Annotated in this window: 10 protein-coding genes and 1 tRNA gene; 8 read left to right on the top strand and 3 right to left on the bottom strand. The window is 58.1% G+C overall.

Annotation, left to right across the window (positions count from 1 at the left end; all coding sequences use genetic code 11):
• Positions 1 to 120: 120 nt before the first annotated feature.
• From EPO09_RS16130 to EPO09_RS16120, 3 genes are all read right to left on the bottom strand, one after another.
• A complete protein-coding gene (locus EPO09_RS16130) occupies positions 121 to 993 on the bottom strand; it encodes an alpha/beta fold hydrolase (protein ID WP_290644419.1) in 873 nt (290 codons plus the stop codon).
• Between the two features lie 81 nt (positions 994 to 1074).
• Complete coding sequence (gene cueR, locus EPO09_RS16125) at positions 1075 to 1536, bottom strand: Cu(I)-responsive transcriptional regulator (RefSeq protein WP_290644417.1); 462 nt, start codon at positions 1534 to 1536, stop codon at positions 1075 to 1077.
• Positions 1520 to 1729 carry a cation transporter gene (locus EPO09_RS16120; RefSeq protein ID WP_290644416.1) on the bottom strand — a complete coding sequence of 70 codons (210 nt, stop codon included), beginning with the start codon at positions 1727 to 1729 and terminating at the stop codon, positions 1520 to 1522. Before EPO09_RS16120 ends, cueR begins: the two co-directional genes overlap by 17 nt.
• 160 nt (positions 1730 to 1889) lie before the next feature.
• Here EPO09_RS16120 and EPO09_RS16115 point away from each other — a divergent pair, with 160 nt between their 5' ends.
• The 8 genes from EPO09_RS16115 to EPO09_RS16080 all read left to right on the top strand — a co-directional run bounded on the left by EPO09_RS16115 (position 1890) and on the right by EPO09_RS16080 (position 13510).
• Positions 1890 to 4271, top strand: coding sequence for a cation-translocating P-type ATPase (locus tag EPO09_RS16115; RefSeq protein ID WP_290644415.1), 2382 nt, complete (start codon positions 1890 to 1892; stop codon positions 4269 to 4271).
• A gap of 125 nt (positions 4272 to 4396) precedes the next feature.
• Positions 4397 to 4470: transfer RNA gene (locus tag EPO09_RS16110), tRNA-Arg, on the top strand.
• A 142-nt stretch (positions 4471 to 4612) separates the two neighbouring features.
• Positions 4613 to 6007: a tyrosine-type recombinase/integrase gene (locus tag EPO09_RS16105; RefSeq protein WP_290644414.1), complete on the top strand. Its 1395-nt coding sequence runs from the start codon at positions 4613 to 4615 to the stop codon at positions 6005 to 6007.
• Complete coding sequence (locus tag EPO09_RS16100) at positions 6000 to 9395, top strand: hypothetical protein (protein WP_290644411.1); 3396 nt, start codon at positions 6000 to 6002, stop codon at positions 9393 to 9395. Before EPO09_RS16105 ends, EPO09_RS16100 begins: the two co-directional genes overlap by 8 nt.
• Positions 9395 to 10051 (top strand): hypothetical protein, encoded by a 657-nt coding sequence (locus EPO09_RS16095; protein ID WP_290644409.1) that lies wholly within the window; start codon positions 9395 to 9397, stop codon positions 10049 to 10051. The genes EPO09_RS16100 and EPO09_RS16095 overlap by 1 nt, the downstream gene beginning before the upstream one ends.
• Positions 10048 to 10509, top strand: a complete 462-nt coding sequence (locus tag EPO09_RS16090; protein WP_290644407.1) for a DUF6262 family protein — start codon at positions 10048 to 10050, stop codon at positions 10507 to 10509. Before EPO09_RS16095 ends, EPO09_RS16090 begins: the two co-directional genes overlap by 4 nt.
• Positions 10506 to 12605, top strand: a complete 2100-nt coding sequence (locus EPO09_RS16085; protein ID WP_290644405.1) for an AAA family ATPase — start codon at positions 10506 to 10508, stop codon at positions 12603 to 12605. The genes EPO09_RS16090 and EPO09_RS16085 overlap by 4 nt, the downstream gene beginning before the upstream one ends.
• 413 nt (positions 12606 to 13018) lie before the next feature.
• Entirely contained in the window at positions 13019 to 13510 is a 492-nt protein-coding gene (locus EPO09_RS16080) for an archaeosortase/exosortase family protein (protein ID WP_290644403.1), read from the top strand.
• The last annotated feature ends 103 nt before the right edge of the window (positions 13511 to 13613 follow it).

The raw sequence follows: 13613 nt of genomic DNA, 5'->3' as shown, positions 1-13613 counted from the left end.
CAGCGGGCCATATTGAGAAATGACGATAAACCTGGGCTCACAGGTCGCCCCCCAAGTTGGTTTTGGAGTGCGCGATTCTAGATAGGCTGTTTGACGGTTTGATGCCAGCTTTTCGGCCGGTCAGGTTTGTTGCATCAACTGTCGTTTCAGGAAGGGCACCACGGCATCGGCCACGCCTTTGGGATCATCGGCAAACGGAAAGTGCCCGCTTTGCGGCAGCAGCACCACCTGTGCTTTGGCGAAGGTCTCTTTCTGCTGCTCGGCATAGCGCGCCGGCAGATACGGGTCAGCCGCACCCCAGACCACCAGTGTGGGCGGATTGAGTGGCGCCAGCATCTTGCCCAGCGCCTGGCTGCGGTTGTCCAGATCACCCGTGGCGCGGTAAAGCTTGAGGATGGCGCGCTTGGTGCCCCAATCCATGTCGTCATACATGCGGTTGACGAATTCAAGCGGCAAACCTTTGGGGCAACCCACCGAGATGGCCCATTTGAAACCGCTGCGGTTGGTGATCAGTTGCTGCAGCTCACCCAGGACAGGTGTGCGCCAGATACGCGCCATGTAATGCCAGCGGTAGCCCTTGAGCACACCTGTGTTGATCAGCGTGAGGCTGCCCAGGCCGAGCGGGTTCATGGCCGCCCACATCAAGCCCCACGGGCCGCCAAAATCGTGCAGCACCAGATGTGCCTTGAGCACGCCCAACTGGCGCAATGCTTCGGTCAGAAAGGCCGTGCCGCCTTCGACAGAATAGGGGTACTCGGCGGGTTTGTCTGCCTGGCCGAAGCCGGGCATGTCCATGGCGATGACTCGGCCATGTGGCGCCACGGCCTGCATCAATGCGCGCCAGTCTTCGCTGGAGCCCGGGTTGCCGTGCACAAACACAACTGCCTCGGTCGCTTTGAGATTGGCCCCACCTTGAAGCACCCGCGTGTTGATCCCGCAGGCGCTCAAACTGGATTGCTGCAAAGGCCACGCGTCGTCGGCTGCGTTCGTCATGGACTGGTCTCCTGATTGTTGGGCGCCCGTGATGATGCACCGAAAGCGCCGAAGCTGTCAGTCATCATGTGACCAACAGCCTCAGCGGGAGGATGAGGTGCAGCAGTCGGCGACGGGTGGTTTCTCCGCCTTGGCCAGGTCATCCAGGATGGGGCAGCACGCCCGGTCATCGCCATGGCACTGCTCGGCCAGTTCACTGAGCGTGCGTTTCATGGCCTCCAACGCTTCGATCCGTGCCTGCAGTTCAGCCACATGCGTCATGGCCAGCTTTTTGACCGCCGCGCTGGAGCGCCTTCTGTTGCGCCACAGATCCAGTAACTGGGCGATGTCGGCCATGCCAAAGCCAAGGTCGCGCGCACGGCGAATGAAGTGCAGGGTGTGTACCGCATCGGCGTCATACAGCCGGTAGCCGGATTCCGTACGCGGTGGCGCAGGCAGCAGTCCCAGCCCTTCGTAGTGGCGGATCATCTTGGCCGACACGCCTGTCTGCTTCGAGGCCTCGCCGATGTTGATCGGCAAAAGCGCCTCAGGCCTGGACGTCATAGCCTTCATCGCTGATAGCCTGGACGGTGGCTTCGCGGCTGAGCGTGGTTTGCACGGTCACCTGGCCTTGGGGCAACTCAACGGCCACGGTGGCGGCAGGGTCCAGCGCCTGAACGGCCTTGGTGACGGCCTTCACGCAATGCTGGCAAGTCATGCCCTTGACCTGAAGTTGGTGCTTGTGGGTGTCGCTCATGGGAATCCTTTTGGTGTGATGGCATTGTCAATACCATCAGTTTGAACCTTTCCATCATGGTAAGGTCAAGCGCAGTCAGTTGAATTCATCTTCATTTGACATTGACATGGTGTCAGGGTTGACACTGCCTGCATTGCCATTCGATCTTGCTGGATAGACCATGTCCGCTACCGCCACTTCTGATTCACCGGTGCCTTCTGCCGACGATTCGTCGCCTTCTGATCAGCGCGTGCAGTTGGCTGTGCGGGGTATGACCTGCGCTGCGTGTGTCAGGCGGGTGGAGCGCGCGCTCGGCAAGGTACCTGGCGTGCAGGAGGCGCAAGTCAATTTTGCAACTGAAACCGCCAGCGTGACCTTGGCAGATGCGGCTCACGTCGATGATGCCGCTCTCATTTGTGCGATCGAGGATGCGGGCTACCACGCGCAGGTTCAGCAGGCGGACGAACCCTTACAAGAAGAGTTGGTGCCCTGGTGGCAGGTCTGGGGCGCCGTGTGCCTGGGTGCTGCTGCGAGCCTGCCATTGGTCCTGCCCATGTTGTGGGGGGCGCACAATTTTTGGCCAGCCTGGGTGCAGTTCGCGCTGGCTACCCCCGTTCAGTTCGGCCTTGGGGCTCGTTTTTACAAAGCCGGTTGGGCTGCGCTGAAAGATCGCAGCGGCAACATGGATCAACTGGTTGCGCTGGGTACCAGTGCAGCCTGGGGCTTGTCGTGCTGGTTGTGGTGGTCATTCAATCAAGCGGCGCAGGGCCCCCATGGTGCGCACCCAGGGCATGGCGGGCATCAGGCGCCCGATCTGTATTTCGAATCGGCTGCGGTGGTGATCACCCTGGTCTTGCTCGGCAAAGCCCTGGAGGCGCGCGCCAAGCGCGAAACCACGGCGGCCATCCGCGCCTTGCAGGCCTTGCGGCCCGATACCGTCTGCCGTCTGGGCCCGCAGGGCGAGGTGACGGTGCCTTTGGCGCAAGTGCTGGTGGGCGATACCCTGGTTGTACGGCCTGGCGAGCGTATCCCAACAGATGGGCTGATCACTGAGGGGAGCAGCCACGTTGATGAGGCGATGCTGACCGGAGAGCCTTTGCCGGTAGCCAAAGCGCAGGGAGATCGCCTCACAGGTGGTGCGGTCAACGCGGAGGGGCGTCTGGTGATGCAGGTGGCGGCGGTGGGCAGCCAGACCATGCTGGCGCACATCATTCGCCGCGTGGTCGATGCGCAAGCTGCCAAGGCGCCAATCCAGCGCGTGGTGGACCGGGTGTCGGCAGTCTTTGTGCCCACCGTCCTGCTGATTGCCTTGCTGACCGGCCTGGGTTGGTGGATGGCCGGGCAGGGTGGTGATGTGGCCTTGATCCGTGCTGTGGCCGTCTTGGTCATCGCCTGCCCCTGTGCCTTGGGTCTGGCCACACCGGCGGCCATCATGGCGGGGACGGGCGCGGCGGCACGTCAAGGTATCCTCATCAAAGACCCCCAGGCGCTGGAGATGGCCCATCGTGTTCAGGTGGTGGCTTTTGACAAGACCGGCACCTTGACCCAAGGGCATCCGCGCCTGCTGGATTGGCAGGTGAGTCCGATTGAACCGGCTCAGCAGTGGGATCGTCTGCAAGCTTTGCGTGTGGCCGCCAGTTTGCAATCCGGCAGCGAGCATCCCTTGGCCAAGGCGGTGTTGGCTGCCTTGAAGGGGCAAGAGGCGGCGCCTGATGTTTGTGCGGTTCAATCCATTCAGTCCGTGCCTGGGCGCGGCGTCAGCGGGGTGCTGATTGACGACGCTGACCATTCCTGGGCGGGTGAGTGGCGATTGGGCAGCACGCGTTGGATGAAGGAGTTGGTTGATGGTGCCGACACCGCGCTGGCGCCGCTGCTTGCAACAGCCGAGCGCTGGGCCCAGGACGGCGCCACCGTATCCTGGCTGATGCGCCAGCACCAGGAGGCTCCGGCGCACGGTGGGTTGGCCTGGCAAGTCATGGCCCTCATGTCGTTTGGCGATGAACTCAAGCCTGGCGCAGTTCAGGCTGTGGCCAGGCTGCATGCCTTGAATGTGCGCACCGTGATGATCTCCGGCGACAACAGGGGGGCCGCGCAGGCGATGGCCAGCAAGCTGGGCATTCAGCAGGTGATTGCAGAAGTGCTGCCCGGTGACAAGGCCGACCACATTCAGCGCTTGCAGCAGGGTGACAAAGGACAGCGTCAGGTGGTGGCCATGGTGGGCGATGGCCTCAACGATGCACCGGCGCTGGCGGCTGCCGACGTGGGTATGGCCATGGCCAATCCGGAAGGCGGGACAGATGTGGCCATGCAAGCAGCGGGCATCACCCTGATGCGCGGCGATCCGATGCTGGTGCCTGCGGCGCTGGAAATCTCCCGCCGCACATCGACCAAGATCTGGCAAAACCTGGTCTGGGCGTTCGGCTACAACGTGGTGGGCATTCCGCTGGCGGCCTTCGGGGGGCTCAATCCCATGCTGGCAGGCGCCGCCATGGCGATGAGCAGCGTGAGTGTGGTGAGCAACGCACTGTGGTTGTCTCGCTGGCGACCTGCGCGCATCGCTTAAACTCGCACTCTGGCTGCCCGTAGCTCAACTGGATAGAGCAATTGCCTTCTAAGCAATAGGTCGGGGGTTCTTATTCCAGGTTGTTGGAGTTGCGTATTTGGTAGACTAGGCTTTTCGGTTTCTATGCGACGTTAGCTCAGCTGGATAGAGCAATTGCCTTCTAAGCAATAGGTCACTGGTTCGACCCCAGTACGTCGCGCATTTTCCCTACGAAAAAGCCTCAACTTCCGCGAAGAAGTTGAGGCTTTTTTCATGTCTGCTTGAGCGTAGTATGCAATCAAGTTGAGCGGTTTCGCGCTAGAAAACTTAGATGCATATTTGGGGTCTGAATGCTAAAGAACGTGACGTTGTTGAAGGCGACGAAAGACGGCAAAGCCACCTGGCGCTTGCTTGGCCCGAACGGTTTGCCGCTGGACTCCTTTACGGCATTCGCCGACTCGCTGTTGCGCAAGCACGGTTTCAACACGCGAAATAGCTACTGCCGGCACCTGGCGATCTTCTATGACTACCTCTTTGAATACGAAGCTGTCCTAAAGGCAGCCAGTCCAGGGGAGCCCCTTACGCGAGCTAGGCTAAAGAGCGTCCTTGAAGCCTTTGACGAGTATCTCGTTCATGGCGAAGACTCAGGGAACGAGATCGCAAAGCTTGTGAGCCAGAGCAGGCCATCTACGAGATACGCGGCAGCTACATCTGCCTTGATGCACGCTCCCCTCAGAAAGTTTCTCTCTTTGTCTGAGCACATTCGCCAGGAACTACAAGAGCTAAGCCAACTTGGCATGTGCACAGAGGGGGACGTCGATACGGAGCCTTTGCTTCACGACCTTCATTCGAAGGTGCCGGTCACACCCAGTCAGCATCGGGCCATGACGGCGAACTCCATGATTTCTGGCGTTATATCGGGTGGCCCCAAATTCCTCAAGAGCACTGTGCTGCCGACCACGTCCCCGCAGGTTAGCTACGACGACAGCCGCGCATTCCCCTTTGATGAAATCGAAAGCTTCATCAAGGCACAGACGACATTCCGCGACAAAGCTCTCTATGCCTTTTTGGCAGCCAGCGGCTGCCGAAATCATGAGGGCCTGCAGTTGTTGTTCGACGACCTCGATATCAGTGCTGGAACCGTTGCCTTGCGGGACCCTGCTCTGCGAGCCAATCATCCAAGCTATCTCTACTTGAGCCCAGAAGAACGCGACCTGTTGGCATGGAAAGGGCGAACAACAGAGAGCACCCTGCTTCTCGAGCCATTTGCGTCGATGTTCTTCGAGAGCCTCGAGCACTATATGGCCAAGGAGTATGTCCCTCACGGTTTGCACCGCTTCGTATTCCAGTACCTTAAGAAGGGGAAGGAGGGGCGTCCGTATTTCTTAAGTTCTCATAACACCCGTCTGGAGGCGTTCAAGAGGGCTGCCGCGGTTGTCGGGCTTGAAGGGGTAGTCTCTGGGCCGCACTCCCTGCGTCACGCCTATGGCACCTACCTCCTGAACTACTTCCCTCGGCTCAGTGGTGACTATGGACTGCCAATCGCGTTCGTGCAGCAGTTGATGGGGCATGCGGAGGAAAAGTCTACCTTGCGTTACGCGCGCTATGACAAGGATCTGATGCAACTCGAACTCCGGCACGCGAACGCCATGGTCTACAACGGCGCAGAGCCAAAATCCATCGATCAACTGAAGCTGGAGGCCTTGAATGCACAGGTACGCAAGCTCCAGCAGCAGATTGGACTGACCCATGCTTAATCTCACGAATGGTCAGTTGGTGTTCCGGAAGTCAGGAGCAGAGCTTGACCAAGACATCAGAGCATCCCTGCATGGCGTAGCGAAGGGGCTTCTGAAGCTTTTAGACCTAGAGGGGTTGGATCTTCGTCAGGTGTCCACCAAAACGCACGTGGCAGCTACCTTCTCCAAATTTGTGCTCCTGCGCACCCTGCGCATTGAGCACACCTTCAATGAGGGCTATCTCGAAAAACTTTGGCAGTGCTACCAGGCACGTAAGGAGGACATTACCCGTGAGATGTTCTATGCGGTGACGCTTAGCGACGGACAGGACGACTTCTCCTATAGGCAGACGTATGCACAGGGTCTTAAACGAGGGCTAGGACTGTTCCTGATCGCTCTTCACTGCCGTGGCGCCATTACGTTGCCAATGCGATTCGACTGGCCTCCTAAGCTTGCCGCCACTGGTTTGTGGTCGCGAGATTTAGGGTTGTTCAGCGAACTGCTTAGTTTCATGCGTCTGCTAGAGGCGAAGACGGAGGACCTTCCTCATCCCGCATTTTCGTCAGTCGGAACGTCGCAGAAGCGGCGTGAGTGGTTTCTTTGCTACGGAACAAAACTGCTGTTGGCAACGGGGTGGCAGTGTCCCCAGGACGCCCGCCTCACTGACCTCATCGAAATCAAGAAAGCTGCTTCAGGCTTAGGGATTTCGGATGATGTCCTCGCCTTCAAGGCATTGATTGATGTGCTTCGCGAGAGATACGGGAAAGACTTCGGCATCACGGTGGACGAATGGTCCAGTGAGTTAGCCCGTAGCGTCACGTCCGTACTGCCAACTCGTCTCGGCACTTTAAGTGCAGTCGAGAATGCTTCCGGCAAAAAGCCAAAAAGGCAAGGCATGGCCATCAACCTTGACGTCGATGACGAGCAGTTGGTGAACGAAATCATCAAAGCCTCGCCAATGCTTGCCTCGCCCAAAGCCTTGAAGACAAGGCCACGTCTTCCTGGTTTGTCAACGGAGGTGATGACCTTCGCTGAGATTTGGCTTGAGTTGCAGGATGTGTACAAGCAAACCGTTAGGCGTGAGGCGTACAAGCCAACTGATCTCGCATTGGGCTACTTGAACATCTACTTGTTCTTCTACCTGACGTTCTGGTTCCAACGCCGTCCAGATACTAAGCTCACATACCCGACAGAGCCTCGAAAGCTGATTGCGAGCATCTTTGTCTCAAGGCTCATGAAAGCGGGTGAGGATGATGTGCCTCTGACCTTTGTTGAGTACATGGATATGGTTGCCAATGCCCGTCCATGGAATCCACACACGCACTACGCAAATCTCAAACAAGTCGAGGTGTTCTTCAATTTTTTAGAGCTGCATGGCGATGACTTACGCGGATGCTCAGGGTTTCGTCAGCCGATACCGGATTATGCATATCCCCCGTTGACACGCAACAAGGGCACCAACAAACGTCCCATCCCAAGGCGGTTGTTCGGAGTCTTCCTAGACTACGTAGAGGCCCTTAGAACGCACCTCGCGGTTGTGCTGGAAAAGACTTTGAGTGGAGAGCTTGACAGCGCCGAATTGAGCCGCCGTATCGTTCGAACGAGCACAACCATCATCGACACGTTTGCCACCAGTCCGTTGGTAGGGTTCATTCCTGTCATTTTTACGAGGGACAAAACTATCCCGTTGCAGTACATCCCGGACTGTCTGAGCCTGGATTGGTTCCCCGTTGCGGGAGAGCGTAGGCTTAAATTGCCACAGCCACATGCACTCAACCAAATCCTTGTGGCCCTCTACACGGGTTTGCGACATAACCATATCCAATGGCTTGACGCAGGCACTTTCGATTCTAGGGTTACTCCAGACGACCACGACTTCACCCTTCTGTTCGTTAATACGGACAAATCGATGCGAAAGCCTTGGACGCCGCACGTCAACTTCCGCGTCATCGAGATTCTCCGAGATCAGCTCACATGGCGCAATTTGATTGAACTATCTGGGTTCTCGAACAAGCACCACTACAACAACAACGACAGGACTAAATGGCCACCAATTCTTCCTCTGTTTGCATCAGACGTCACCGGGCGGCCCCATCCCGACAAGCGATACACGACTATCTGGATGGATTTGGTGAGTGCCATTGATGCCTTGTTGCCGGCATTGGGTGAGGGAGGTCTAAATCAACTATCTGCTTTGGAACCGCCTGGCGTTTGGATGAATGACCCTGCAGCCCGTTCGAAACGCCAGGACTACGGAGATGGGTGCAACACCGTATGTGAACTGACAGTGAAGAGCCGCATCTCACCGCACAGCTCCCGTGTGTCCGTAGTCTCTCAGTACGCCACCCTGCTGCCGGCTGAATTCATTGGGACGCACATAACCGGACAGAAGTCAGGCACGGTGTACCACTATGTGGTGATTGACCCAGAAGACTTGCATGCTGCTCAGGCCCACCAGGCTATGCAGCTCCGTGAGCAGGCCTATCGAGGCAAGCACGAGACCTGGGGGGCGACAGGAACTGCATCAACGCGACATATTCGCGCAGACGATGTGAACTCTAACTTCTCACAAAGCTTGCGGGAGAACTTGCCGGAAACACTGGTGTCATATGGCTGCATCAGCATCACGATGAACGAGGACGCTACGAGTGGACTGGATGTTCTGCGCGAGACCAGAGCAGTCAATGCGGCGGAGAACAAAACGGAAATCTGCCCGTACGGCAACCACTGCCCTCCGGAGGTAGTGAAGCAATGGCGGGGCATGGGGCGGTGCGGTCTTTGCCAGTACGCCGTTCGGTCGGTTGACCATCTTCCAGCTGTTTCGGCTAAGGTCAAAGAGTTCGATGAGATGCTCCACGACCTCACACTGAAGGTCGAGTCGGCGATGGATACTGTGCCTCCTCGATACACCGATGAAGAACTTGACCGACTGGATGACGAAAGGTCACGCTTGGCTGAGGAGCTCACGGGTTGGCGTCTGAGTGAAGAGGTCTTAGATACGGCTCGCATCCGAATCGCCAACGGTCAGGACGATCGGCGTTGGATTGTTCAAAAGCCGGAAATCATCCAGCAAGATCTGCAACGGGTGGCTGTTCCCAGCAAACTAACCGCGTACTTGCTTGTGCGACTCGAAGAGTGCCTCGCTTACCCGAGTACGGAAAGTCCGCAAATCAGAGCGCGCTTCGACATGCTCCGTCGTAGTGTGCTGGCCCGAACCGGCCAGATGGCAAAGGCCTTCGACCCTGCGATGCCGGTAGATCCCGCGCGCGAGTGTGCTGGTTTGCTGAAGACTGTCGTGGAGGCCAACAACTTGACGTACGACGACCTCATCAAGCTACTGGATGGCGATGGCCACTTGCAAGGCCTTCCCATGATGCCGAAGCAGCTTCTGCTTGAAGGGGACTCGTGATGACCAAGGGCAGGAACACGTTCGAAGGCTATCAAGCGGCGAAGCAGGAAGGCCGCGAGAAACTGCTCATCCAGTACTTGGAGCAGCTCAAGACATCGCGGGTGAAGTTTCAGCACGTGACCGGCCTGGCTGAGATGGTGGCAACGCACATCACCCACCAACAGCAAAAGCCGTGCAACAAGGCAACCCTGCTGCGGAACAAGCGATACAAATCGCTGCTGCTGACCTTCATGGCTGCCCACCTTGGCGGTGGTACCCAAAACCTGAAGCTCCGAGATGTCGGAGATGAAAAGGCCAAGGCGCTGGTGACGACCGTCGAACTCAAGGCGGCCAACCTTGAGCGTGAGGTGACGCGACTGAAGCGATACGTTGAACACTTGCAGAAGGACCAGTCAGCCGCCCCTGCGGCTCTGCCGGCACCCGATGCTAAGGCCCACGAGCAGGAGCTTCATGACATTCAGCTCAAGTACGTCCGGACGTGCCAGGCTCTCCATGGCGTCCTCAGGCACTTCGAGAGCTTTCTGGCGGTCAATGCCGAAAGGCGGCAAATCATCGACTTGACCAAACGCCGCAACAACGTGGTGGTGGATGCGGACTTCGCCGAGCCTTTCGTAGCCTGGCTCAAAGACAACGAAGGCGCTGGAGGGGCTTTATGAGCGGCAAGAATGGCAAACAGATTGGTCAAGGGCACCTTGCCACCCTCGAGGCGTACCTTGGCACGGGTGCACCTTTACCGGTGTCGACCAAGGATGGCACGCTGAACCTGACTGAGCTGGCCAACAAGACCGGAATCCCCAAGAGCAGCTTCTATCAAAATCCGAACGTGAAGGCTCGCCTGGAGGTGGCTAGGCTTGAACAGGGGTTGGTTCGCCAGGGCGAGCGGCAGGCAACGACTGAGGGTTCGTCTGAGGAGCGAGAGCCAGCCATCAGGTCCACTGGCTCGACAACCGTACTGGAGCGTCGTGTGCAGCGCCTGGAGCAGCAAAATGCTGCTCTGGTGGCAGAGGCCTTCGAACTGCGTCGTCAGCTCAAGGACCTGCGCCTTCAGCTTGGGCGCGAAGACATGATGATTGAGACTGGTCGACGGGTGCCTGCACCTCCGGAGCGCGCATGAGTGCCGTCCTGGAACATTGCAGATTATCTGTTCGCAGGGTGCTCAGTGCCCTGAATAACGGTGCTTCCATCTTCAGCGGAGTCACTGATGACGGTCGTGCCGTAAGGGTGGTCTGCGCTCCCAAGGTGCTGGCGCGCATTCCGGTGCCGGGGGAGTCCTGGTCTCTCACCGGGGAGATTCGAATCAGTCCTAAACACGGCGAACAGCTCCACGCTATCTCAGGCATGTATGAACTGCCTCGAGGCAAGCTCATCACTCAGTTCCTGGCAAACCACCCTGACTTTGTCGGAATCGGGGAAGCGAAGGCACAGCGCCTTTGGGGCGAGTTCGGGGAGCGCTTGGCGCCCACCCTTGCGGCTGGCGACGTGGCTGCGCTGGAGGTCGTTCTGAACCGTGTCACGGCCGAGAATCTGGTCGAGGCTTGGCGAGCCAAGCAGGCAGAGGCTGAGACCATCGAGTTCCTTGATGCTCATGGTCTGGATTGGCGGATGGCCAACAAAGTGCTTCGAGTCTGGGGAGATCAAGCGAGCAAGATGCTTCTCTTGAATCCATATCTCATGCTGGCGTTCACGTCCTGGCCTGCGGTCGATGCTGCTGCGCAGAAGCTGGGTGTGGCCACTGATGACCCCAGGCGCCTGGTTGGCGCTGTGGAAGCTACTCTGTACGAACGCCTTCAGCATGCTCACACGCTGACTAGCCACAAGTTGTTGGTCGACCGTGTCTCGCAGTACATGCCGGTCACACAGGCGCGGCGCGCTGTTGTGCTTGCCACAGAGGAGGTGGCGGCCTGCGGCAGTGAGTTGGAGGGCTACCAGGCCTTCGGTGCTGCAGCCCTTGAGTCTGGCATCGCCAATCGAATCCGAGCCATGCTTGCCGGTGAGGCAGCTGAGCAATCGCCCTTGTTTCCTGTCACCGTAGGTGAGGGCTGGGCGCTTGAGCACATCGAGCGGGTAGAGCAGCGGCAGGGCTTTCCCTTCAACGCCGAGCAGCGAGCGGCCGTGGTGCTTCCGTTCGAGCACAACTTCAGCGTGCTGACGGGCGGCGCTGGCGTCGGTAAGACGACCGTCCTGCGCGTGGTCATTGAGCTTGCCCATCGCCAGAACCTTGTGGTTTTGCAGATGGCACTGGCTGGCCGTGCGGCCCAGCGCATGGCTGAGGCTACCGACCAGCCAGCCATGACGATTGCCAAGTTTTTGACTGCGATCCGGTCGGGTAGGCTGGAGGTTTCACCCGACACCCTCGTCGTGATCGATGAGGCGTCGATGCTTGACCTTCCGACCATGTATCGCATTCTAAAAAGCTTGCCGGATGGTGTTCGCATGCTTTTGGTGGGTGACCCCGCCCAACTGCCGCCTATAGGCTTTGGCTTGGTGTTCCACCGGCTTGTGGGCAATTCGCAAGTGCCTCAGGCTCACCTCTTGACCGTCCATCGGCAAGCTGCCTCCTCGGGTATACCAGCTGTCGCTGCAACTGTGCGCGCGCACCGGGCTCCGAGCTTTGTGCCGTTCACAGGCCTCCACAGCGGCGTGAGCTTCATCGCATGTGCCCCGGACGCGGTCATGCAGCAGCTCAGGCGCTTGAGAGAGGTTTGGCGTGGAGAGGACTGGCAAGTACTGTCTGCCGTGAAGGGCGGTCGTGCTGGCATTCGCAACATCAACGAGAGTTTCCATGCCGATGCTTGCGGCAAGGCCGACATTTCCACCGCACGGCTGATTGTTGGTGAACCAGTCATCCACCTCATCAACGACTATGAGCGTGGGCTGATGAACGGGGCCCTCGGTCAGGTCGTCGGGTCGGATGAGGACGGAGGCCTAAAAATCGAGTTTGATGGTGAGCGACACTCTTTCTCTGCTGCGGAGTTGCTGGACCGCATCGAACTGGCATACGCTATCAGCGTACACAAAAGCCAGGGTTCCCAGTTCAAGCGGGTAGCCGTTGTGGTGGGCAAGAGCAGGCTACTGGACCATGCCCTCATCTACACGGCGCTTACCCGGGGCGTGGAGCAAGTGGTGTTCTTAGGTGACCACGAGGCCTTTGATCATGCTGTACGTTCTGAACCATTGGCTCAAACTCGGTGCGTAGCTTTCACTGTTTGAATTTGGCAGGCTGCAAGGCTAAGTATCGAACAGGTAAATGCCGGCTTACCGCTGACTCGTGGCGATACATTGAGTTTGCCCGAGAGCGAAAAGAGAGCTGACGGCTGGCCAATGACCTTGGCCCAGCCAAAGTCCTGTTTAACGAGCTTGCGCTTTTGTATTGAGATGCTGTAGCCGCTCGGTGGCGGACACCCCACAGCTTGCGCTGGTCCACACGGCCTTAGATGTCAAACAGCAGTTGCCGCAGGCCACACGCATGCAGCCGTCATGCGCACTATTCTTCATGGCGCTGTCATCATTCCCTGCTAGAAGTATTAGCCCGTTGTAGGGGCCGGTGAACATACCAATCTCAGGGGATGCTTGTGTCAGATAGCAGCGCGCAGCCGAACAGCCATGGCCGTTCGGCCTGGCTCATGGCTTTGTTATTCACGCTCGTGTTTTTGAGCTTGCAATGGATTTGGAATACCGCCAAGGGGTCTGCCTTTGAGTATGTCGTCATCGACAAGGCAACGGTAGGTACGGTAGTTAGGATCATCAATGCATTGACACCTGACGCCCATGCGACCGCCGATGGATCCTCCATTCGCTCTCCGGGCGGCGGCATCAATGTTCTCAACGGTTGCGAGGGCACGGAGGTGCTATTCCTGTTGATGGCCGCTGTCATAGCTTACCCTTTGACCTGGCGCTTGCGTGCTGTTGGCCTTTTGGGCGGTACCGCCTTTGTCTTCATCATCAATCAAGCTCGCCTGCTAGCTTTGTTCTACAGCTACCGAAGTGATCGGGCGTTGTTTGGGCAGCTTCATGGCGTGATTGCGCCACTGGCTTTGATCATGGTTACGCTGATTTTCTTCGTTCTGCTGATAAGGCTGAACGATCGCTCGGCGCAAAAGCCAAGACTTGTCTAGGAGCTGACATGGCGATGGCATATGAAGCAAGGTTGGCGACATGGCCCTTGATCCCCTTTGTAATGAAGTTCCTGGCTCTGGCGTTGCTCGTCGGCGGTCTGGC

The sequence above is a fragment of the Aquabacterium sp. genome (genome assembly GCF_004297345.1).
GTDB lineage: Bacteria > Pseudomonadota > Gammaproteobacteria > Burkholderiales > Burkholderiaceae_C > Aquabacterium.
The sequence above is the reverse complement of the archived record's forward strand: the minus strand, read 5'-3'. Positions and strand labels throughout refer to the sequence as shown.